The organism is Paradesulfitobacterium aromaticivorans, assembly GCF_054657415.1.
In genome coordinates, this window is sequence record NZ_BAAHYT010000009.1 from 134,001 (window position 1) to 157,348 (window position 23,348).

The 23,348-nt window shown below is 48.6% G+C and carries 23 protein-coding genes; all 23 read right to left on the reverse strand.

Annotated features, from left to right (window positions below):
- Positions 1-2 precede the first annotated feature (2 nt).
- Positions 3-452, reverse strand: coding sequence for a D-aminoacyl-tRNA deacylase (gene dtd, locus ACYQ2N_RS05195; RefSeq protein WP_459997961.1), 450 nt, complete (start codon positions 450-452; stop codon positions 3-5).
- A gap of 1 nt (position 453) precedes the next feature.
- Entirely contained in the window at positions 454-2,634 is a 2,181-nt protein-coding gene (locus ACYQ2N_RS05200) for a RelA/SpoT family protein (RefSeq protein WP_459997963.1), read from the reverse strand.
- A gap of 31 nt (positions 2,635-2,665) precedes the next feature.
- Complete coding sequence (locus ACYQ2N_RS05205; RefSeq protein ID WP_459997964.1) at positions 2,666-3,178, reverse strand: adenine phosphoribosyltransferase; 513 nt, start codon at positions 3,176-3,178, stop codon at positions 2,666-2,668.
- A 155-nt stretch (positions 3,179-3,333) separates the two neighbouring features.
- The gene (recJ, locus tag ACYQ2N_RS05210) at positions 3,334-5,430 is read right to left on the reverse strand and encodes a single-stranded-DNA-specific exonuclease RecJ (RefSeq protein WP_459997965.1); all 2,097 of its coding nucleotides are present in this window, start codon (positions 5,428-5,430) and stop codon (positions 3,334-3,336) included.
- A gap of 60 nt (positions 5,431-5,490) precedes the next feature.
- A complete protein-coding gene (locus ACYQ2N_RS05215; protein ID WP_459997966.1) occupies positions 5,491-5,811 on the reverse strand; it encodes a LapA family protein in 321 nt (106 codons plus the stop codon).
- A 51-nt stretch (positions 5,812-5,862) separates the two neighbouring features.
- Complete coding sequence (locus ACYQ2N_RS05220; protein ID WP_459997967.1) at positions 5,863-6,819, reverse strand: cation diffusion facilitator family transporter; 957 nt, start codon at positions 6,817-6,819, stop codon at positions 5,863-5,865.
- Between the two features lie 228 nt (positions 6,820-7,047).
- On the reverse strand, positions 7,048-7,494 hold the full coding sequence (locus ACYQ2N_RS05225; protein ID WP_459997968.1) for a hypothetical protein: 447 nt from the start codon (positions 7,492-7,494) through the stop codon (positions 7,048-7,050).
- A 615-nt stretch (positions 7,495-8,109) separates the two neighbouring features.
- Positions 8,110-8,235 carry a hypothetical protein gene (locus ACYQ2N_RS05230; RefSeq protein ID WP_459997969.1) on the reverse strand — a complete coding sequence of 42 codons (126 nt, stop codon included), beginning with the start codon at positions 8,233-8,235 and terminating at the stop codon, positions 8,110-8,112.
- Positions 8,236-8,538: 303 nt separating this feature from the next.
- On the reverse strand, positions 8,539-9,189 hold the full coding sequence (locus ACYQ2N_RS05235) for a DUF1638 domain-containing protein (protein WP_459997970.1): 651 nt from the start codon (positions 9,187-9,189) through the stop codon (positions 8,539-8,541).
- A 166-nt stretch (positions 9,190-9,355) separates the two neighbouring features.
- Positions 9,356-9,850, reverse strand: coding sequence for an acetolactate synthase small subunit (gene ilvN, locus ACYQ2N_RS05240; protein ID WP_459997971.1), 495 nt, complete (start codon positions 9,848-9,850; stop codon positions 9,356-9,358).
- A gap of 2 nt (positions 9,851-9,852) precedes the next feature.
- On the reverse strand, positions 9,853-11,547 hold the full coding sequence (gene ilvB / locus ACYQ2N_RS05245; protein WP_459997972.1) for a biosynthetic-type acetolactate synthase large subunit: 1,695 nt from the start codon (positions 11,545-11,547) through the stop codon (positions 9,853-9,855).
- 281 nt (positions 11,548-11,828) lie between these two features.
- The gene (gene secF / locus ACYQ2N_RS05250; RefSeq protein ID WP_459997974.1) at positions 11,829-12,809 is read right to left on the reverse strand and encodes a protein translocase subunit SecF; all 981 of its coding nucleotides are present in this window, start codon (positions 12,807-12,809) and stop codon (positions 11,829-11,831) included.
- Positions 12,809-14,041, reverse strand: a complete 1,233-nt coding sequence (gene secD, locus ACYQ2N_RS05255) for a protein translocase subunit SecD (protein WP_459997975.1) — start codon at positions 14,039-14,041, stop codon at positions 12,809-12,811. The genes secF and secD overlap by 1 nt, the downstream gene beginning before the upstream one ends.
- A 160-nt stretch (positions 14,042-14,201) precedes the next feature.
- Positions 14,202-14,864, reverse strand: a complete 663-nt coding sequence (locus ACYQ2N_RS05260) for an HD domain-containing protein (protein WP_459997976.1) — start codon at positions 14,862-14,864, stop codon at positions 14,202-14,204.
- Complete coding sequence (locus ACYQ2N_RS05265; protein ID WP_459997977.1) at positions 14,857-15,624, reverse strand: EcsC family protein; 768 nt, start codon at positions 15,622-15,624, stop codon at positions 14,857-14,859. The genes ACYQ2N_RS05260 and ACYQ2N_RS05265 overlap by 8 nt, the downstream gene beginning before the upstream one ends.
- Before the next feature lie 188 nt (positions 15,625-15,812).
- Positions 15,813-16,172, reverse strand: coding sequence for a preprotein translocase subunit YajC (gene yajC / locus ACYQ2N_RS05270; protein ID WP_459997978.1), 360 nt, complete (start codon positions 16,170-16,172; stop codon positions 15,813-15,815).
- A gap of 124 nt (positions 16,173-16,296) precedes the next feature.
- Positions 16,297-17,451, reverse strand: coding sequence for a tRNA guanosine(34) transglycosylase Tgt (gene tgt / locus ACYQ2N_RS05275; protein ID WP_459997979.1), 1,155 nt, complete (start codon positions 17,449-17,451; stop codon positions 16,297-16,299).
- A gap of 99 nt (positions 17,452-17,550) precedes the next feature.
- Entirely contained in the window at positions 17,551-18,576 is a 1,026-nt protein-coding gene (gene queA, locus ACYQ2N_RS05280) for a tRNA preQ1(34) S-adenosylmethionine ribosyltransferase-isomerase QueA (RefSeq protein WP_459997980.1), read from the reverse strand.
- A 103-nt stretch (positions 18,577-18,679) separates the two neighbouring features.
- Positions 18,680-20,044 (reverse strand): SpoIID/LytB domain-containing protein, encoded by a 1,365-nt coding sequence (locus ACYQ2N_RS05285; RefSeq protein WP_459998002.1) that lies wholly within the window; start codon positions 20,042-20,044, stop codon positions 18,680-18,682.
- A 144-nt stretch (positions 20,045-20,188) separates the two neighbouring features.
- Complete coding sequence (gene ruvB, locus ACYQ2N_RS05290; protein ID WP_459997982.1) at positions 20,189-21,214, reverse strand: Holliday junction branch migration DNA helicase RuvB; 1,026 nt, start codon at positions 21,212-21,214, stop codon at positions 20,189-20,191.
- Positions 21,215-21,287: 73 nt separating this feature from the next.
- A complete protein-coding gene (gene ruvA, locus ACYQ2N_RS05295; protein WP_459997984.1) occupies positions 21,288-21,893 on the reverse strand; it encodes a Holliday junction branch migration protein RuvA in 606 nt (201 codons plus the stop codon).
- Positions 21,890-22,387 (reverse strand): crossover junction endodeoxyribonuclease RuvC, encoded by a 498-nt coding sequence (gene ruvC, locus ACYQ2N_RS05300; protein ID WP_459997986.1) that lies wholly within the window; start codon positions 22,385-22,387, stop codon positions 21,890-21,892. Before ruvC ends, ruvA begins: the two co-directional genes overlap by 4 nt.
- A gap of 145 nt (positions 22,388-22,532) precedes the next feature.
- Positions 22,533-23,288 (reverse strand): YebC/PmpR family DNA-binding transcriptional regulator, encoded by a 756-nt coding sequence (locus ACYQ2N_RS05305; RefSeq protein WP_459997988.1) that lies wholly within the window; start codon positions 23,286-23,288, stop codon positions 22,533-22,535.
- Between the last annotated feature and the right edge of the window lie 60 nt (positions 23,289-23,348).

Here is a 23,348-nt window from a genome sequence, read left to right on the forward strand (position 1 = left end):
TCCTAAAACTTCTTCTCACTGTCCAACAGCAGAGTAACCGGGCCGTTGTTTACGAGCGCTACTTCCATATCTGCCTGGAATACTCCTGTCTCAACTTTGAGTCCCTTTGCCCTCATGGCAGCCACCGCCTGTGCGAACAAAGCGCAGGCCTGCTCAGGCGGGGCCGCAGTGGAGAAACTGGGGCGTTTTCCTTTACGACAGTCCCCATAGAGTGTAAATTGGGATACTAACAGAACTTCTCCCTGAACATCTGCGAGCGAAAGGTTCATTTTCCCCTCCGCATCTTCAAAAACGCGTAAGCCTACAATTTTCTCAACCATCCAGCTTACATCCGCCTCTGTGTCATTTTCTCCTACCCCGAGCAAGACCAAAAAACCGGCAGAGATCTGTCCCACTATCTCTTCGTCCACTCTTACTGCTGCTTTCTTAACTCTTTGTACCACACTGCGCACTTTATTTCCCTCCGGTATGCACCCTGTCAACTTCGGCCACATCTTTGACCCTGCGGATCTTCTGCAAGACATGATTAAGGTGGTCGAGATTGCTTATCTCTATGCTTAGTTGGATATAGGCGGCTTTGTCTTTGCCCACGCGGGCATTTATCCCTAAGATCGCGGTGCGCGTATCCATAACCGCATTAATCACATCCGTTACCAAGCGGGCCCGATCCAGCCCGAGAATCTGAATGTCGACCGGGTAAGCAGCCTGAGTCTGTTCATCCCACATGACTTCGACCAAACGGTGATGTTCCTCTTCGATATGAGACTGGACATTGTCGCAATCGCTGCGGTGAATAGATACTCCTCTCCCCCTGGTTATATACCCGACAATTTCATCCCCGGGCAAGGGGTTGCAGCAGCGGGAAAAGCGCACCAGGACATTGTCAACCCCTTTAACGCGCACACCGTGAGAGGCTTTGCCATATGAACTTAAATTCTTGCCATCTCCTTGTTGCAGAGCTGCCAGCTGTTGCTTTTCGCGTACTTCCTTCGTTACCTCGTCTTTTAAGCGCCCTAAGACCCTGTTGGCACTAAGGGTGCCATCCCCAATCGCGGAATACAGATCTTCAACTGTCGTATAATTATTGTTCTTGGCCAGTTCGGACAGGTATTCTGGTTTGAGCACCCCCGCCGGTTCTAGTCCCAGCTTCTTTACTTCCCGCTCCAAGCTTTCCCGGCCCCGGTTGATATTCTCTTCGCGCTGCTCTTTCTTAAACCAGGCTCTAATCCGGTTTTTTGCCTGGGAAGTCTTCACAAAAGACATCCAGTCCCTGCTCGGCCCGGCAGCCTGTTTGGACGTTAAGACTTCAACAATATCCCCATTGTGCAGTTTCGTATCTAACGGAACAATTCGGCCGTTAATCTTAGCCCCGATACAGCGGTGCCCTACATCCGTGTGCACCCGGTAGGCAAAGTCGATGGGGCAGGATTCAGCAGGAAGCTCCACCACATCCCCTTTGGGGGTGAAAACAAAAACCGTATCCGCAAATAAATCAATTTTCAGAGACTCCATGAATTCCCCGGCATCACGGGAATCATACTGCCATTCCAAGAGCTGGCGCAGCCATGAGAGCTTCTGATCAAAATTTCCGGCAGGAGATTTGCCCCCTTCTTTGTATTTCCAGTGGGCAGCAATCCCGTATTCAGCCGTGCGATGCATCTCCCAGGTGCGGATTTGAATTTCAAACGGTTCTCCATGCGCCCCGATTAGAGTGGTGTGCAGGGATTGATACATATTGGGCTTGGGCATTGCAATATAGTCCTTGAAACGACCGGGAATCGGCTTCCATAAAGTATGAATGATCCCTAAGGCTCCATAGCAGTCATTGACAGAGTCTACGATTACTCTGACTGCAGTTAAATCATAAATCTCATTCAATTCTTTATTTTGCGTATCCATTTTGCGATAAATGCTGTAGAAATGTTTCGGCCTTCCGGAAATGTCGGCGTGAATCCCCACCTCATCAAGGCGCAAACGCAGCTGTTCAATGACCTCATTGATTTGCGCTTCCCGTTCCCGCCGTTTAAGCGCGATTCCCTCAACCAAATCGTAATACTCCTGCGGCTTGAGGTAACGGAATGCTAAATCCTCAAGTTCCCACTTAAACCGGAAAATTCCCAAGCGGTTAGCCAAAGGGGCAAAAATCTCCAAGGTTTCCTGGGCAATTTCCCGTTGTTTTTGCGGGGAGTGGTACTTCAGAGTCCGCATATTATGCAGCCTGTCCGCTAGTTTAATGAGAATAACCCTGATGTCTTTGGCCATCGCTAAGAACATCTTGCGCAAATTCTCGACCTGTAACTCTACTTTACTCTTATACTCAATCCGACCGAGTTTGGTAACCCCATCCACCAGCATTGCAACTTCCGAACCAAATTCCCGCTCGACATCAGCCAAGGAATAGGCTGTGTCTTCGACCACATCATGCAAAAGCGCCGCCGCGATCGTACTCTCATCAAGTTCAAACCCCGCCAGTATCATCGCAACCTCGAGAGGATGTTGAATATAATTCTCTCCAGAGATGCGATGTTGCCCCCAATGCGCTTTCTCAGCAAATTTATAGGCCTCGGTGATGATATTGAGATGTGACGCAGGAAGGTTTTGAGGCAATTTCGCCATCAGCTCCTCCAGAGACATGCCTTAGCTCCTCTCTCACTTGGGTATGGTATTAATATTGAACTAAAGAAAACACAGGGTAATCTTTAAGCTTATCTCTTCCTTCCAAAAAAGTCAGCTCGATAAGATAAGCCATCCCCACAACTTGAGCACCTGTCTTCTCCACTAATTTCGCTGTCGCCAGCGTGGTACCGCCGGTAGCCAGCAAGTCATCCACAATCACAACCCTCTGCCCAGGATACAGAGCGTCGGCATGCACTTCCAAAGTATCGACTCCGTATTCCAGGTCATACGTTTGGCTGACAGTCCGCGCGGGAAGCTTTCCGGGCTTGCGCACAGGCACGAAACCAAGACCCAGAGCGTATGCCACGGGTGCCCCGAACAAAAACCCCCTGGCTTCCGGGCCGATAATAATATCGGGTTGCCACGGTTTAAGCACTGTGATCAGATCATCAATAGCAGTCTGAAAAGCTTTCCCGTCTTTGAGCAGGGTAGTAATGTCTTTGAAAGAGATGCCGACCTTGGGGAAATCTTCGATTACACGGATGTGCTTTTTATAGTCCATTCTCTTCCCGTCCTTCCCTTAATAAAGGAAACTTACTTCAGGTGGAGTTTTAACTCCATCTGAAGTTTAGTTGAACTTATCCAGGGGCTTAGTGCCACTTATCTCCCACTTTAGAAGCGGAAGTCTTAGTGGCACTTAGCCATCGGATAAAATGGTTAGCACCTTTTGCCACTAAGATAGCGCAGGGAAGATTCCAAAGGGAGTTTGCCCTGTACCGGCATCAGTTCCAGCATAACCCTGGTGCTTCCACCCGCACAGCGCACAAACCCTAATTCTTCGAAAATCTGCAGTGCTTCCCGCTGCTCCTCCTGAACATCCCAGATAAAGGGGTTTTCAACGTTGGCTGCGGCTTGGAGCGAGCGATAAACTTTGGCCAGTTCCTCCCGCTCCAGGGAAGCGCAGCGCTTACGCGTGGAATCAATGTCTGTCCTAAATTCTGCTAAGGCGATGTTCCCGGTCGCCGATGGCAAAGCAATCGCATCCGCTTCAAGCCCCGCTGCAATCTCTCTAGCAGCCAACTCACCAGCCTGCCTAGGCAATCTATCAAGTTCAGGGAACTCCTTTTGCCAAAGCGCGTTTTCCTCGATATCCTTAACGACTACCTGAACTTTTTCATGTCCCTGATACGAGTTTAATTCCAGATTAAAAGCTATATCCGCGGCAGGCTTGTCCGCTAATTCTCTTAAGCGGCTGCCCTGGCGAAAAACAATCCCCCCCAGATTCCCTGCTTCACCCAGATAGAGCTTTAAGTGCTTCCCTTCCTGGCCCACCGTATCAATCCGGTGCACAGGCATCCTTTGCACGGCTAAAACAGGGGAAGGATTGCCAAATCCGTACGGTGCCAGATGTTCTAATTCCTGTTCAAGTGCCACTGTAAGCACTGCGGGCTCAACCACGCAATCTATGGTTAAAACTTCTTGAAAAACCTCCTCCGGTAATGCTGTGGCCTGCTCATTCAACTCTGCGCGCAAACGCCCAATATCTCCGACAGCCAGCGAAAACCCGGCAGCCTGACGGTGGCCGCCGAATTTATGTAGCAATTGAGCTTGCGTCCTTAGCTCCTCCAGCACATGATAGCCCGGTATTCCTCTGGCTGATCCCTTGGCTTCCTCCCCTTCTTCCCCCATGATAAACACCGGTCGGTAGTATCGTTCAACCAGGCGGGAAGCCACGATTCCTATCACTCCGTGATGCCACCCTTGACCGGACACTACAATGACACGGGGCAGCGGGCTTTGTTCTATCTGCTCGATGGCTTTGGCCACGATCTCCTGTTCGAGGCGCTGGCGCGCCAGGTTCTCTTGGGTTAGCTCCCGGGCCAGTTCATAAGCCCGCTCCTCTTTTCCGGTGAGCAGCAGTTCCAGTCCTTTGCGGGCGCTGTCAAGGCGACCGGCCGCGTTAATCCGGGGCGCTACCATAAAAGCGATCTGTCCCGCTTTCAACTCCTTGCCTTTGAGCCCGCATTCCGCCAACAAAACTTCCAACCCTAAGTGCGGAGATTCCTGCATTTGCTTAAGACCATGTTTAACTAAGACCCTATTCTCGCCCACCAGGGGTACAACATCAGCAATCGTACCCAAAGCCACCAAGTCCAAGAGTTCTCTCTCCGCACCAGGTTTATCTGATTCCTCAAGCAAGCCCTGCACCAGCTTGAAAGCTACCCCGACACCGGCTAGCTCAGTAAAGGGATAGTTGGGATCGCATTTAGGATTTATCACAGCCAGCGCAGCAGGCAGAATCTCAGGCGGCTCGTGGTGGTCCGTGATTATTACATCAATTCCGTGAGCAGTGGCCAATTCAATTTCCTCAGTGGCCGTAATCCCGCAGTCCACCGTTACCAACACTTTAACTTCTGCCTGCACAGCCCGGCCAATGGCCTCCTTATTAAGCCCGTACCCTTCATCATGCCTGCTAGGGATATAGGTGACAGCCTTGAAGCCCAAGTCGATCAGGGTTTTATAAACTAATGCCGTACTCGTAACCCCGTCCACATCATAATCTCCGTAGACAAGCACCTTCTCCCCGCGCTCACGCGCCCAAGTCAAACGCCCGACGGCTTTCCGCATATCTTTGAACAGAAAAGGAGAAGACAGGCTCAATAGGCTTGGCTTCAAGAAAGAAACCGCCTCCCGGGGAGTATTTACCCCGCGCTTTGCTAAGATATCAGCCAGAACGGGAGAAATTCCGAGAGTATCGGCAAGTTCCTGGGCAATAGATCTGTCAGAACGGGAAATTCTCCAAATTTTGCGCAACTTCATTTCCTCCAGACCTATTCATTATAAGGCAAAGAGGTAAGGGACGGCAACAGGGAGTCAGTGCTTCAGCACTGACTCCCTGTTGCCCGCTGTATCTTTAGCGCTCTCGGCGGCTTCGCTACCGGCATCTAACGAAGATCCCTTCACCACGTCCCCATTAACTTTTTCTTTTCCCACGGCTTTTCTACGCTTAAATTCACGCCCAAGGGCGAGCAAAAAAACGATCAAAGCTCCAGCTACTGCTGAAGCAAAAATCACTAAGACCAACGGCACCTCTTTGACCGCCCAGAATATGTTGATAGGCACAGGCGCTGCGTTCTGGACGGCAAAAATCGCGACCAGAAGCGCAAATATTAAGGAAAACATTAAAATGTACAAATTCCCAACCCCCCTTTGTTCGCACTGGCTAATTACCGCTTGTTCCTTTGCTTAATTATTGCGGCTGCTGCGGTGAACGGGATCTTCACAGCCGTAAGTTCCGTCGCATTTGCGTTTCATCCCTTCACACTGGGCGCACGATGTTTGACGGTCAGTGCACGGCTCGGAATGAATCAGGACATGCGCTTCGTGCAATTCCTCCTTGATCTCCCGTTCAATGCGGTTGCACAGGTCATGAACTTGGGCTACCGAATTATCTTTTGGCACAACCAAGTGGAGGTCAATATGGCGTTCAGCCCCGGCTTTACGCGTACGCAGCTTATGAAATTCCACAAATTCATGCTCATGTTTATTAATAATAGAAGTTATAATTTCCGTTTCCGCCGCAGGCAGGCTCGTATCAACAAGTGGCATGAATGCTTCCCGTGTCAGATTAAAAGCAGTCTTAATAATCAGCAACGCAACCACAATCGCAACCACGGGGTCAAGAATGCTCCAGCCTGTGACCTGTATAAGGATGAGCCCCACAAAAACTCCTGCTGACGTGTAGACATCAGTGCGCAAGTGCATGCTGTCCGCTTCCAAGGCAACTGAATCCGTCTTTTTCGCCACCCGCATCAGCATAGTAGAAACAATTAAGTTTAACACAGCGGAAATTCCCATAATCACGAGACCCCAGCCGACACTTTCCACCTGGACTCTGTTCGTTATTTTATGGATAGCCTCCACCATAATCCAAGTGGCCGCCACGAATATCAGCAACGCCTCCACAGTCCCTGATACATTCTCGATCTTGCCGTGTCCGTAAGCGTGCCTGTCATCAGCCGGTTTGCCGGATTCGCGCACCGCGAAAAAAGCAATCAGGGCCGCGAACAGGTCGATCCCGGAATGTATACCTTCAGAAAGTATGCTAACCGAACCGCTGGCGAAGCCGATGGTCACTTTGCCGACTGTTAAAAATGCGTTTGAAATAACCGACATTGAAGCGACTCGGGCCTTCGCCTCCATCTTAAACACTCCTATCTGCATTTTGCCAGTACTAAAAACCTTTTTTGCGTAAAAACCTGGTTTTTAACGTAAAAAAAGAACTTCCAACTAACAAAGGAAGTCCCACGGATCCGCTCCGCTGCCCGGCAGTAGGGCCCAGCCGTTTCAGCCTGACACATTCTATTCTATGTATAAGATACCAAAAATGCAACGTTAGTGCAAGTCAGAACTTATACTTAGTCCAGCTGTTCAAAAAGTAAGAAAATTACCGTATACAATCAAAGCTACGCTAAGAAAAAGGCGCCACAGAGAGGGTGCCAAACCCCATAATACTTGCTTTCTATTCTGCGCAGAAATAAGACCGGTCCCAAAAATAAGCACCCAGATCAGAACTGCCACTATCGGAGTGATAAAAGCAGCAAAAACAACCAAACTGACTATGCCTCCGACAAAGCCGCTTACAATATTGCTCCTGCTGGCTTTCCGGCTGAGCAAAATTAATACCAGAATTCCAAGAAATGCCCCCAGGAGCAGGGGTAGTTCCCAGCGCCAAAAATCCTGCCCCTCGTGCACGAAAAGGTTAATGCCGGTAAGTAACGCAACTGCTGCGACCGTCCCCCGTATCCCGGCAACAAAAGTCATCCCGGCGCACAGCAATACCAGTGCCTCCATCAAAATCATCGGCCCCAGCCCCAAGAAACCCCCTCCTAGCATTTTTGTTGCTAGTATATCCCAAGCACCTTGGCCCTAATCAATATTCCCTTAATAAACCATCAGAGGAACACCTACCCATGGCAATTCATACTGTGTATTAGGCAGACGTTCCGTGCTGCTGGATAATGAGAGTAAAAGGAGGAGCAAAAGCATGTGGGGTCGTTGGTTTTGGGGCTGGCCCTGGTGGGGCTTCGGCTGGGGCTGGCCTTGGTGGGGTTGGCGTCGCTGGTGGTGGTAGACCGCCATTCTTAATCTCATTTTCTCTAAAATCTTGCCATCTTAATCTTCCTCAAATCAAATATCAATATCTGCGCGAAATGGGGCTGCTCAAGCATGTTTGCTTGCGAGCAGCCCCACACTTATCCTCTTGGCCAGGCTCACGACTATGTTAAAGGCGGCCCTGAGGCCGCCCTTGAGAGTTCTTTAGAAGACAATACCCAGCGCAATGAGGAGAAGAATGATTACAACAACGATCGCGATTCCTGCTCCCCAACCTGTGCCTACACCTGCTCCGAATGCCATGAAATATTCCTCCTTTTTATTCGTAAGATTTATTCTAAGATTGTGGCCAAACCTTCCGTGATTAAGAAGCTTAAATTAGAAGATTACACCCAAGGCAATCAAGATCAGAATTGCTATTGCGATGATGCCGACACCGACACCCCACCCAGCTCCAACTCCAACTCCGCCATAAGCGCCTGCTCCGTATCCAAATCCGTACATATCTTTCCCTCCTTAAATTTTTACTCGCTTAGAAAACAATACCCATTGCAATAAGCAAGAGGATTATAACCACCACTATCGCAATTCCCGGTAAGAAGTTCGGCCCGCAGCCGTCAACTGCCGGTCCTGCAAACGCCATACTGCCTCCTCCTTTCTACCTGGAAGTATCTGGGTCTATTACAAAATATGCCCTTGAACTGAAAGTGCTAATAGTTTTTGAAAAAATAGCAAAAAAAGACCCGCTCTCTTACGAGAACGAGCCAGGTTTTCCTTTGGGCTGCGTGGCAGAAAAATGTGCTTTTCTTAGCGGTCTTCCTCTGCCATGGCACTGACCAAAACCTCTTTTAAGCGCTCTAACCCTACGGGTTCTGCCACCAGCGGAATTGAGGCCCAATCCGAAAAATCCAGTATCTCTTCCACATGTTCTAAGGCGTATTCGTCAAAGAAATTAATCGGATCAAGCATGAGACCGCCGTCTGTATACTGTCCAAAGTTCTCGTTGGCGTTGGCTTTGTCCCAACCTTTGAACTCTAAATCCCGATACTTAAGCCACCCGGGAGTGCACCACCAGATTTTGCGCCCTTGCGCAATCCGCTCCCGCTCCTCTACCGTAGCCACCATATCGATGCAGTTTTCTACCTGGGTACGGGCAATATAGTACCCTTCCTCTCTCAGCTCGTCAATCACGCTGTCAATCGTGCGGTAGGAATCACGCATGTTAATATAACAGTACTTGCCGCCATAAACCACAATAATTTTCTTGGCTTGCTTTTTTGCCAGTTCCAGTTGCTTTTGCAACTGGTTTTCTAATTCCTCCGGAACTTGATGCAATCCCGGGGTTGTGTATAATAATTTAGCCTCAAGAAAGCCGGTTTCTTTAAGATAGTTTAGTTCCGGAATCATAGTCCCACATGCAACAATAGCGTAATCTTTAAATGACACTTTTTGCCCCACGTCTAATCCCCCTACCTTTATTTGAAGCGAATTTTCACTTCTTTTAATTCAGAGTTTAATACCCTATACGGGTATGTGTCAATGAGAAATCTCAGAAAATTTCTGCTTGTAAAGAAAAGCCCTCCGGAGCTAACCGAAGGGGTAAAAAATCTTGCGCAAATTCAAACTATAGCTCCTTAGCCGGAATCGGACCGCGGGAGAGGGCTACTTTCCCGGTACGCACAATTTCAATAATTCCGTAGTCTTTTAGGACTTCACACAAAGCATCTATCTTATTTTCTTCCCCTGTAAGTTCAATCACCATTGTTTCCCGGTTCACATCCACGATTTTGGCACGGAAAATGTCCACGATATCCACAACATTCGAACGGTTTTCCGAGCTTGCTTTGACCTTGATCAAGGCCAACTCCCGGTGAATAGAATCCCCCACTGTAAGCTTGGTGATCTTGATGATATCTACGAGCTTGGACAACTGGTTAACCACCTGCTCCAACTCAATTTCGTCAGCTTCTACGACGATGGTAATCCGGGTCGTATCAGGCTCTTCAGTGTAGCCGGCAGCTATGCTCTCGATATTGAAAGCTCTGCGGCTGATTAGCCCGGAAATGTGGGTCAAAACGCCCGGCCTGTTTTCTACTAAAACTGCTAACGTATGTTTCATTGCTATTCACCCCCCATGATAATCTGGTCCAGACGAGCTCCAGGTGGAACCATGGGTAAAACATGTTCTGTTGCTGGAACCAAGACATCGATAAAGACCGGACCAGAAATCTCTAAGGCTTTCTTCAAGGTTTCCTCTAATTCCTCCGGTTTGCTGACCCGCAAGCCGGTGGCACCCATGGCCTCAGCAAGCTTGACAAAGTCAGTGTGCCCTTTTAAGCTGGTGTGGGCTAAACGTCCCTCATAAAACATGCGCTGCCACTGCGCCACCATGCCCAGGACTTGGTTGTTCATAATAATGACTTTAATCGGTAAGTTATTATTAGCGGCAGTTGCGATTTCTTGGCAATTCATCATGATACCACCATCTCCGGCAAAGAGAAAGACCGTTTTATTAGGCTTGCCCATTTGTGCCCCAATCGCAGAGGGGAGTCCGTACCCCATGGTGCCGAGGCCGCCTGAAGTCAGGAAAGAACGGGGATTCTTAAAGCGGTAATACTGGGCGGTCCACATTTGATGTTGGCCTACATCTGTTACGATAACAGCGTCTCCGTCAGTAAGCTCACTTACTTTTTCAATAACAGTCTGAGGCATGATGACATCGGATCGCTGTGCATAGGCAAGGGGATTTTCCTCAGACCAAGCTTGAACTTGCTGGCTCCAATTCTCAATCTTGGCTCTCCAGTCCTCCGATTTTCGATTGGCAGCCTTTGTCAGTAGAGCAGGAATGGACCAGCGCAAATCACCGACCACGCGAATATCGCTTAAGACATTCTTGTTAATCTCTGCCGGATCAATGTCAAAGTGAACCACCTTGGCTTTAGACGCAAATTCCGCTAACAAACCGGTCACTCTGTCGTCAAAGCGCACTCCGACTCCGATCAGCAGGTCACATTCTGTAGTGGCAATATTGGCGGCATAAGTGCCGTGCATACCCACCATGCCCAAATGTTGAGGATGGTCATCCGGCACAGTTCCCAATCCCATCAGGCTGGAAGTTACCGGAAAGCCGGTCAAGTCAAGCAGTTCCGTCACTTCGCGTGCCATATTGGCAAGGGTTACTCCGCCTCCAATAAAGACGAGCGGCCTGTGGGCCTCTGTCATGGCCTCCCATGCCTGGTCGATGGCGGTCTGATCCCCTTCGAAAATTGGCCGGTAGCCCCGCAGGTTGACACTTTCAGGGTATTCATATTCCAAAGTCGCCGCGAATACATCCTTGGCAACATCAACCACAACCGGACCCGGACGCCCGGTACGGGCAATGTAGAAAGCTTCTTTAATAACTCGCGGCAGATCTTCCACTTTTTTAACCAGGTAATTATGCTTAGTAATGGGCGTGGTGATCCCCCGAATGTCGGCTTCCTGGAAAGAATCCCGCCCAATTAAAGAAACAGCCACCTGTCCGGTAAAGGCGACAATCGGAATCGAATCCATATATGCGGTCGCGATTCCTGTCACTAAATTAGTAGCCCCTGGACCGGATGTAGCCATGCAAACTCCAACTTTGCCGGTCGCCCGTGCATAGCCGTCCGCAGCATGAACCGCCCCTTGCTCATGGCGGGTGAGGATATGATGGAAGTCTGCCTTATACAAAGCATCATAAAGGGTGAGCACTGCTCCCCCCGGATAACCGAAAACCACTTCAACATTTTCCCTTTTTAAACTTTCAATAATTGCTTCTGCACCCGTAATTCTCACACGATGCCCCCCTCTTCGCTTATGTTCCTATTATAGTACACACAAGCAAAACTTGTCACTATACAAATATACACCGGGATGTATTTTGCTGCGATTCGTAGAACTTGTTCACTGAACTACCCTTAGATTTTCACTTTAAATACTAAAAAACTCACCCCAAGCGAGGCCTGGGGTAGTTTTAAGCAGCATTTTGATTGAGTTAACGAGTCAGAGACCTAAATCTTATGCAAAGAAATCAATTGGAAATAAGCTATTTTTCTTCTGATTTAGTAAAGACTCTGTTAAGCTTTAGCCCTGGCCACTTTCCCGCCTTTGCCAAAGAACTTTCTAATCTCAACCAAGATTTGGCTGGCATTAAAGATTGAAGAGTAAGCTCCACTGAAAACTCCGATCAGCATCGCCAGAGCAAAGACCTTCGTTGATTCTCCGCCTAAAATAAAGATAGCGAGCAACGCAATGATCACAGTTGCCACTGTCTTAACTGAACGGCCCATAGTCTGCCAAATTGATTTGTCAACCATATCCTCATAGCTTTCTCCACGCTTTAAGCGAGTTTCATTTTCACGAATGCGGTCAAAAATTACGACCGTGTCATTAATGGAATAACCAAAAACGGTTAAAATGGCCGCCACAAACGTAGAATCAATCTGGATCTGAAAGATAGAGAAAATCCCGACGGTTACCAGCACATCATGCAGCAGAGCGATAATTCCTGAGATCGCAAAGGCAAATTGGAAGCGGAAAGATATATAGGCAAGCATTAAAGCTGAAGCAATAATCAAAGCCCAAAACGCGTTGCGGGTAAGTTCTTGGCCTATGGCCGCCCCCACTTTGTCTTCCTTCAAAGAACCGCGGTCAAAATCTCCGACTTTTTGTTGAATCGCTGTTAAAAGTTGGTTGCGTTGATCCTCTTCCAGCGCATCAGTCCTGATCAAGGCCACAGTATCCCCATTTGACAGTTGCACACTCCCCTCCAAGCCAACGGATTTCAAAGTATCCGTAAGCACCGTCTGGGTAACAGGTTTGTTAAATTTCATGTCGAGCATAGTGCCGCCTTTGAAGTCAATGCCCAGGTTCAAGCCCTGCAGAAAGAGGGAGATTATCCCCGGAATAATGACAGCGAGCGAGATGGCGAACCACCAATACCTTTTTTTTACAATATTAAAATAGAGGCGATGCAGCTTGCGCACTTGCTCATAGCTTTCAGCCTTGGCCGCGGGAGTTTGGGAAGTGCCGACAGCCCCGTTCTTTTTCTCAGCCATTATGCTTCCCTCCTAACGCCAAACCAGAATGAACTCATGCGTGGGCTAATGCCTACAATCCAGCGCAGGACCATTCTCGTAAATGTGATCGCCGTAAATAAGCTGGCGATAATGCCAATGCCAAGCGTTATCGCAAACCCTTTGATCGACCCTGTTCCCAGGAAGAACAAAGTCGCAGCCGCAAACATGGTGGTAATATTGGAGTCAAAGACTGTGATGAAGGCCCGGCTAAACCCGGCTTCAACCGCTGCCCGCAGGGATTTACCCAGACGCAACTCTTCTTTAATGCGTTCGTATACGATAATGTTTAAATCCACCGCCATGCCGATGGACAAGACGAAGCCGGCAATTCCCGGCAAAGTGAGTACCGCTCTAAACAGCCACAACGCCCACAGCATCAGCAATGCAAAAACAACGAGCGTGAAGTTGGCAACCAGGCCGGGTAGCCTATAAAAGGCCAACATAAAGAGCAAAATAAACACTAGGCCGTAAATACCAGCCTTAATGCTTTTGTTCAGGGAATCAACACCCAGCGATGCTCCCACTTGCCGTTTCTCAGCAATGCTCATGCTTACCGGCAACGAGCCGGAGCGGAAAAGCACGGCATAGTTGGCTGCATCCTCAAGCGAGGAATACCCAGTAATCTCTGCTTGCCCGTTAGTAATCGGTTCGTTAACATTAGGATTTTGCAGCATTTTATCATCGAGGTATATACTAATATTTTGTTTAACAAATTTAGTCGTTAAATCCGCAAATTTCTTGGTTCCTTCAGGTGAGAAAGTTAAATTAACCACATATTCTCCCCGTTGGTTTTGCCCGGCGCGGGCGTCTTTCAATTCTTCGCCCTGCAACACCACATTTCCTTGTGGATCACGAAACGTAAGTTTGGCCGTGGTTTTTAACACCGACACAGCTTTGTCCGGGTCTTGAATTCCGGCTAAATCAACGATTATACGGTTTTTAGCATAATCGGCCTGAATGTACGGCTCGGAAACCCCTAAATCATTTACACGTTTGGAGATAATGGCTTTGGCTTTATCCATTTCGTCCTTAGTGATTGCCTTGCCGTCTGTGCCCGGCTCGGCCTGAAGCACTAAGTGGACGCCACCGCGCAAGTCAAGTCCCAGCGGGATACCTTTAGTGGTATCTGTGAGGGGTTGAATCGAAAATGCCACGGCTAAGGCTACGAGCAGCACAAGTGCTGCGAGCTTGATGATGTTTCCCCGTCTCATCTATGTTCCTCCCTTTTAACTATAATGGGACTTGCCCATGCCAAAGTTAATTATAAGGCTTGGCTTGTCCAAGTGTCAATTTACAAAAGTTTCACCTATAACTTAATCGTTTCCCAACGAACTTCTTTATTTACGGATAATGGCCTGTGTTTTCATTTTCTCACAGAAGCTTGACACTATTAATCCAAAGCTCAAAGTTAGCTCCTAAAAACTCAGCAGCTTTTCTGCATAATAACATGCGCGCCAGAAAAATTTCAAAATAATCCATAACCGGACAAATTTTCGTATCAATTGTTAATTCGAGGGCGATTCTGTCTTTGTCATAAACGCGCAAAAAAGAATGTTCAACAGCGTAATTCACCCGGTCGTGGATGTCAAAAGTTGCAAGATCGGGGTTGCGCACTCGTGAACGGTGAACATCCGATTTATCGGCCAGAATGAGAGCGGCGGACACAGCACTTACCGGATGCCCATCACTTTCATCATGGTTGCCTATCGCCCCGATCACCACGGCAATTTCTTCCGGAGGCAACGCGTGCCTTTCCAGAATTTGAGCCGCCAGCACTGCACCAGCCTGAGCGTGCCCGTTTCTGTTTACTACATTTCCGATATCATGTAGATATGAGGCGATAGCCGCTAACTCCTGCTCTCTTTCCGCATGTTCAAGTTTTTGTAAGATGTTGGTTGAGATATGGGCAACTAAACCCACATGCCTATACCCGTGCTCAGTGTAACCCAGAGCTTCCAGGTGGCGGCTCCCTCCTTCGATATATCCTTGTACCAGAGGATCTACCTTGATATCTGCTATGGTTACTCTACTCATGCGATCTTTCCTCCGTTTGCAGCCGGCGCATGCGATAGCAGTTCATTCCGACCTGTCCCAGTTCTTCTAACAGGCCGTAATTGGCCCACGCGCCTACAACCGCTCCTACCCCGGGCAGCATCTGCAAAGTCTTGCGCAGGTCAATCGTGTCACGGTACTCACGCTGAAACTTTTCCCAATCAATCTGTTCCAGGTATTCCGTTCCAGATGGCCATTTCCTCACTGTCCCGTTCCAGTCGGCTAGGGCAGTGTACAAAGTCGGCTTCTGTTCCTGACTGGAGAAGGCCAGTTGAAAAACATAAAGTAAAAAAAGACGTTCACGATAGTCTTGGGTAGTATAACCGTAAACATGGGCCAGCTCAAACAGAAATTTCATTTTAATAGCGATCAATGCCGGAAAATCAGCCATGCCCAGGACAAGACCGCCAGCACCCGTCCCTGCCCCCTCGGCCGCCGCAATTTTTTTGTAATTGGAAATAAGCTCATAGGCTTTACGGTCGCGGTCTTCCAAACTTAGCCCCTGTGCGGGCGCACTTTTCGGAACGAAATCAAGACCGAAAAGTACGGTCTTGACAAGGCCTTTGACTGTAGCCGTCAACACGGCGTGCACCTTATCCGGGATCACATCATTTACCTTCGTCTGCACTTTTTTCGATACCCGTTCCCAGATGCCGGGGCGCTTTAATACTTTCTTGGCCCAAGCTTCAAGTTCCCTGCGTACTTTTTCCTCGTATGTATATTTTTCCATTTGGGATGCCATGCATGTTACCTGCCTAATCAGAAATTTTCTTCTTAACTAGATTGCCCCGGCCTAATTGAAAAGCAAGCGGCTCAAACCACTTGCTTACCATTCTACCCGCAGAACAATCTTGCTTGCTTATACTTTGCTTTTACTGGAGCTTATGCTTATGCTTGTACTTATCCTTCTGCATTCTCAGCTGCTTATTCTTATGCTTGTTCTTCCTGTCCTACTTTATTGTTGTCAACATCGCTCTGATTATTCTTGTCATCATTGTCTTTCTTTTTATCCTCGGCTACGATTTCCCGGTTTTCCACACTGGCTATCCCGGCTTTGGCGACTTCGATTTCCACTTTGTCGGCAATTTGCAGGATCACGGACTTGTCTTTAACTTTAATGATTTTGCCGTAAATCCCGCCTGCAGTAATAACTTTGTCCTTGACTTTCAAGCTGCTTAACAGGGCCTGCCGCTGTTTCTGCTGCTTTTGTTGGGGCCGGATCATGAGAAAGTACATGATACCGAAAAACACTGCAAAATAAAGGACTAAGGAAACGGTTGAATTAGGCATTAAGATTATCCTCCTTTTTTCTTCTCCCAAATTACTCAACTATTCAGCATACCTTGGTCAAAATCCTGCTAGGATGTGAGAAATCATTATTTTCTCAGGTCATCATCATCCCTCCCGGCCACCCCTAACAGCTACCCACGCTCCCTGCTGCCTGGGTGCGCCTGGTGTACCCGTACTCCGCAAAGAACTTCTCCCTGTATTCCGGCAGCCTGTCTTCTGCAATGGCCTCGCGAATTTCTCGCATTAAATTCTGCAGGAAGCGCAAGTTGTGAATAGTCATCAAGCGCAAACCCAAGATCTCATCTGTTTTGAGCAAGTGACGGACATAAGCACGCGAATAATTACGGCAGGTATAGCAATCACACGTAGGATCAATGGGAGAGAAATCCCTGGCCGCTTCTGCATTGCGCACCACCAGCTTGCCAAAACGGGTCATAGCCGTGCCATTGCGTGCAATGCGCGTGGGCAGCACACAATCAAACATATCTATCCCCCGCATGACCCCTTCAATCAGGGCATCCGGCGAGCCCACCCCCATTAAATAACGGGGCTTGTCTCTGGGCAGAAGGGGAACAGTATACTCCAAGACTTCATACATTATTTCTTTTGGTTCCCCCACGCTTAAGCCGCCTACAGCATACCCCGGCAAATCAAGCTCAGTTATTTCAGCTGCGCTCTGCTCGCGCAAGTCTTTGTACACTCCACCCTGCACAATTCCAAACAACCCCTGGCGGTCGGTAGTAGTCAGCGTATCACGGCAGCGCTTGGTCCAGCGTGTTGTCCGCTCCAGGGAATCTTTAGCGTATTCATGACTGCAGGGGTAAGGTGCGCATTCATCAAAGGCCATCACAATATCGGAACCCAGAGCCATCTGAACCTCGGTCGCAATTTCCGGGCTTAGAAATCTGCGTGAGCCGTCTAAATGGGAGCGGAATTCCACCCCTTCTTCCTTAATCTTTCTAAGGTCACCCAGGCTAAAGACCTGAAACCCGCCACTGTCCGTGAGAATAGCTCCGTCCCAGTGCATGAAAGCATGAAGCCCCCCTGCCTCTTTAACCAAATCAGCCCCGGGACGCAAAAAAAGATGATAGGTATTGCTTAAAATAATACCGGCCCCCAATTCTTTAAGTTCCTCGGGCGTTATGGTCTTGACCGTTGCCTGTGTCCCTACGGGCATAAAGACCGGGGTCTCAATCACCCCGTGGGGAGTATGTAATTTTCCTAAACGCGCGCGCGTGCGCTTATCTTCTTTAAGTATTTCCAAATGAACCGCAGGCAAACCCTTCACATCCCATCATAAACTTCAATATTATCTAAACTCAATATAAATTGCAATATCAATCTCTTCTAAATAACAAAATTCAACGGGTAGTTATTCCTAAACTATTAGCATTGAATCCCCGAAGCTATAAAAACGGTAGTGCTCCCGAACTGCCGTTTCATATGCGTGCAAGAGAAATTCTCTCCCGGCAAAAGCGCTCACAAGCATGACCAAGGTTGATTTCGGAAAATGAAAGTTGGTAATTAAAGCATCCACTATTTTGAATTGGTAAGACGGATAAATAAAAATGTCAGTCCAGCCTTCCGCAGGCTTAACTCGGCTCTCGGAATCCCCAATAGACTCTAAAGTACGGGTGACTGTGGTACCCACGGCAATTACTCTTCTGCCCTCAGCCTTAGCCCGGTTGATTTGCTCTGCTACTTCCGGCAGTACGCGGAAATATTCTGAGTGCATAACATGTTCCTCGATTTCTTCCGCTTTGACCGGTCTAAAAGTGCCAAGCCCAACGTGAAGCAGGATTTCGGCAGTTTCAATTCCCCGTTCCTTAAGCTGTGCCAGCAATTGTGGAGTAAAATGAAGCCCGGCAGTGGGGGCGGCCGCGGAACCGCTTTCTTTGGCATATACAGTCTGGTAGCGCTCCTGATCTTCCAACTGTTCTTTAATGTAAGGAGGTAAAGGCATGCGCCCAAGCCTATCCAATAATTCTTCGAAGACGCCATCGTAACTGAAGCGAACTTTACGGTTGCCATCAGGCAATACTTCGATAACCTCTGCCGTGAGCAACCCCTCGCCAATTAGTACTTTATGCCCGGTTTTAAGACGTTTGGCAGGCTTAATTAAGACCTCCCAGATATCACGTTCTTCTCGGCGCAAGAGCAGAACCTCTATCTTCGCGTCTGTTTCTTGTTTAACCCCGATCAAACGGGCGGGTAAAACTCTGGTGTTGTTGAGAACGAGCAAATCTCCGGCCTTAAGCAAGCCGGGCAAATCATGAAAAACTCGATGGGCCACCCTCTTCTGTTCTCTGTTTAAGACCATTAGTCGGGATGAGTCCCGCGGTTCTAGCGGCTTCTGCGCGATTAATTCTTCCGGAAGGTGAAAATCGAAATCCGAAGTTCTCAATAGACAGTCTCCTATCCTCAAGCTATCCTCAAGCTATCGCATGGCAATGCACGCTCGCAAATGTTTATTCCCTATGGAATGGATTCCAATTTAGAATGTTGATCTAATTATCTTCCTTCTTAACTATAAGTGCGTGATCATAGTAATAATTTAGGATATCCCTATAGTTATAGCCCAATTGCGCCATCCGGTACGCACCCCATTGAGACATGCCCACACCATGACCCCAGCCGCGGCCGTCAATCACATATACGCCATATGCTTGGCTCTGAGGAGCAACTCCCTGATTAGAGCTTATAATGCGGTCTAACAAGGGGCCGGGTCTTAGAGCCCCGTCATTATTCAGGCTGAATCTTATATCCCCGGTAAACCAATTGCTGAATCCTTTATCCCCGGTGAACCAATTAAGGAATAGCCTGTTGGTACTTGCTTCCTGGACCCGTGACCTTCGAAAATCCACATTAAACAAGCTGCCAAGGAAAGCCTCTTCTTGAATAGGCTGGCCAAATGGATAAAAAGCCTTAACAAATTCCCGTCCGGAAACACTCTGGACCCGGCCCAACCAGTCTACCATCTTCACCATTTTTACCCTACCTGAGGGCAGCTTGTCAAGAGTCAATTGCCTAACCGGTCCCAAGCCGAAGGTCTTGCCCAAAGCAGGAGCAGAAATTAGAAAGTACCAGCGGTCTACCGCCCCGCCGACTCCCTGAGAATAAGGGTCAGGATGGGAAGAATAATGCGGGTCCGTATTTCCCCAGACATTTTTAGCATCCTCGGTATAGCCGCCGTTATGCGAAGAATAAAGGGCATCAATAGGCTGCTTGGAAGAAGCATCAATCAAAATCTCCCCGGCAGTTGCTTCCACGGCTGCTGACGCCACCCCTTCTACCGTCTTCCCTAAATAAGCCTGATCAGTATCGGGAGAATCAGTGATCGCTTTATTATTTTGCGTATGCTTAGCCATGAAGGTGCGGGCAGCCACACTCTGAGCCTTCAGAGCCTCAAAAGCACCTTCTGCCCATTCGTTACTCATCTCTATAGGAACGACACCTTTAAGATAATCTTCCTCCTCGACAGTGTTCACAAGCTGCCAATGAGCCCCCTGCCAAGCGAGAGTAAGGCTCCCGCGGTAGACCACCTCCGTGCCGGAGGGTTGTTTAATTCTGAATGTCCCTGGGCCGTTAGCTCTTAATTCCAGGATCTCACTTTCTAAAATCGCATAATCTCCATGGTTAAAGCGCGCAACAGGGCTTAGGCCCCCCCACCCGACCTGCAGCACAGAGCCTGAAGTCATTTTGCTGACAGCGGAAAACCCTTTGAGTTCATAACTGCCGGTGTTGACTGAGATTTCCAGCCAGCCGGCTTGAGCGAATTTCCACACCAGATTTACATTTATTTCTTTCGCTTGGACCGGTTTTACCCCCGCCCATAATACAAGAACTGCCACCAACACCAGCAGCAAAGGCACCCTGCTCACTTTTAGGCACACGCAGACACACCTCACTCTGTGAACAGATTGCCCCTTTTTCAACCCTTATATTCTGTTTGACTCTCTCCATTTTCTCTTAAGTTAAGCTCTCCTATCTCAGGGCTATACCGATTTATGACCGGGTTATTCAAATTCGAATAATCTTCCATCCTGGCTCTGAGGCAAGGGAACCCCTAAATGTTCATAAGCCTTAAGGGTTGCCATGCGCCCACGCGGGGTCCGCTGCAAAAAGCCCATCTGGAGCAAGAATGGTTCTACCACATCTTCGATAGTTTCCGCTTCTTCCCCAATGGTGGCCGCCAATGTCTCCAGCCCAACCGGTCCGCCCGCAAAAGTGTGAATAATTGTATTCACAGTTTTGCGGTCGATCTGATCCAGCCCCTTTGGGTCAACTTCCAAACGATCTAAGGCCTCCCGAGCCAACTGACGGCTCACTGCCCCATTTTCCCAAACTTGCGCATAGTCTCTCACCCGTTTAAGCAGGCGATTTGCTATGCGCGGGGTTCCCCGGGAACGGCAGGCTATTTCATTGGCTCCCTCTTCCGTAATCGGCAAGCGCAAAATATTGGCCGTACGCAAGATGATAGTCAACAAGTCTTCTACCTTATAAAACTCCAGGCGGCTAATTACTCCAAAACGATCCCGTAAAGGAGAAGTTAACTGCCCGGCGCGTGTAGTTGCCCCCACTAATGTGAACGGAGAGAGGGCTAACCGGATGGAACGGGCGCTCGGACCCTTGCCGATTACAATATCTAAACAGGTATCCTCCATTGCTGAATACAGAACCTCTTCAGCAGTCCGGCTTAAACGGTGGATTTCGTCAATAAAAAGAACATCGCGCGGCTCCAACGTTGTAAGAATCGCTGCCAGATCCCCGGGTCGTTCAATCGCAGGCCCTGAGGTGGTGCGAATGTGCACTCCCATTTCTGCAGCAATAATATTGGCAAGCGTGGTCTTCCCCAAACCCGGAGGACCGTATAAAAGGACATGATCCAGAGCTTCCCCTCGGCTCAAAGCTGCCTGAATAAAAACTTTGAGGTTTTCCTTTACCTTGCCTTGTCCGATATATTCACTAAGACGGTGAGGCCTGAGAACTTCCCCTTCCTGGTCTAACACTTGTTCCTGAGGAGCTACCAAACGTTCTTCCATCTCATTCTCCTCTCATTAAAACTTGGCAATCTTGCAAGCTGGTATTCGTAAATTTATTCAGTTAATTTACCTTTTAATGTGACTTTGAAATGCTTAAACACCGCAAAGCCAGCTTTAGCTGTTGCTCTGTACTTAAACCCTGCACTTCTTCTCCACCCTGCTCCTGGACCTGAGCCAGAGCCCAGCGTGCTTCATCTAAACTAAACCCTAAAGCGAGCATGCTGTCAAGAGCCTCAGAACCCCCGGCTCCAGGCTCTGCCGTAAGTCGCACCCCTGAACTGGCCTTAAACTTTTCCTTAAGTTCAAGGACCGCTCTTTGTGCAGTCTTTTTGCCCAGCCCTGGAACTTTTGTCAGCAAGTTTACATTTTCCTGAGCAATCGCACTTTCAACTTGTTCTACCGTAAAAGTAGAGAGAATGGATAAAGCAGTTTTCGGCCCAATCCCGTTTACCGACAGCATTGCCAGAAACAGTTGCTTCTCAGCCAGGGTCGCAAAACCAAACAGCAAGAACTCCTCTTCCTTGGGAATCAGATGAGTATAGAGAGTCAGCTCCTGCCCCGTTCTTGCTTTGCTTAATAAGACATAGGGAACTAACAGAATATATCCCACTCCATTTACATCTAACACCAGGCGCTCAGTGGCTGCTTCCCATACTTTACCGCGCAGCATCCCAATCACTGTGATCCCCCCAGCTTCTTCTGCATTGTTGAACTATGGGCGTGGCAAATAGCAATTGCCAAGGCATCGGCAGTGTCATCCGGCTTGGGGATGGCAGCCAATCCAAGTAATGCTTTCACCATGTGCTGGACCTGCTGTTTCTCAGCTTTGCCGTATCCGACTACCGCCTGTTTTACTTGGAGCGGGGTGTACTCATAAATAGGAATTCCATGCTGGGCCGCTGCCAAGAGCACAATTCCCCGGGCATGCCCCACCGCTAGGGCGGTTGTAGTATTACGGTTAAAAAAAAGCTGTTCTACTGCCAATTCCTCCGGACGCTTGCTGCTCAAAAGTAAATCCAGTTCCCGATATAAATGCAGTAAGCGTTCCGCGAAAGGAGTATTGGCATCAGTACGCCAGGATGAATACTCTATTGCCCTTAATAAATTTCCCTTTTTCTCGATCAGCCCATAGCCCATGATAGCTGTTCCCGGATCTATCCCTAAAATAATCATCATCGTCCCCCGTTCTATTATCTAGTAGTTCGACGGCAGGGGGATGATTCCTCTTTACTCTTGGCACGGGACATGCTAAACCCTCCTGTGACAGATTGTTAGTCTCAGGAGGGTAACTTTAATAATTTTTCGGCTAACCGCCAGTTTACAAATCAGCCTCAGATAAAGAATCGGCTAAGTCAAAATTGGTATATACATTTTGGATGTCATCGTGCTCCTCAAGGGTTTCGATCAGCCGGATAATCTTTTGCGCTTGCTCCGCATCCGCAATCTCTACGGTGTTTTGCGGGATCAGGCTTACTGCCGCTTCAAAAATCGGAACTCCCTGGTCGAGCAGTACCTGCCTTACACTTTCCATGTCCGAAGGAGCGGTATATACCTGAAAGCTTTCGTCTTCGCTGACCATATCCTCCGCTCCAGCCTCAAGAACGCTCAGGATTAAGTCGTCCTCGCTAATCTTTAAGTCCTCACGCGCAACAGTCAACTGCCCTTTCTCATCAAACATCCAGCTCACACAGCCTGTTTCCCCAAGATTACCGCCGTTCTTGGAGAATATGTGACGCACCTCTCCAGCCGTCCTGTTGCGGTTATCCGTTAATATTGTCGCCATTACTGCAACCCCACCAGGTCCGTACCCCTCATAGCGCAGTTCTTCATAATTAGCGCCTTCACCGTCGCCTGCACCTTTTTGAATAGCCCTCTGAATATTGTCATTAGGCATGTTCGCCGCTTTGGCATTATCTATGGCAATTTTCAAACGGAAATTATTCCCCGGATCAGCACCTCCGGCACGTGCGGCCACAATAAGTTCACGGCCAAGCTTAGTGAAGATCTTCCCTTTTTGCGCATCCACTTTGGCTTTTTTATGCTTAATATTTGCCCACTTAGAATGTCCTGACACTATGACTCCCCCTTGTGTTAGTCCACAAGTTATTGTAGCACAGGGGTTTTTCCTTTGTAA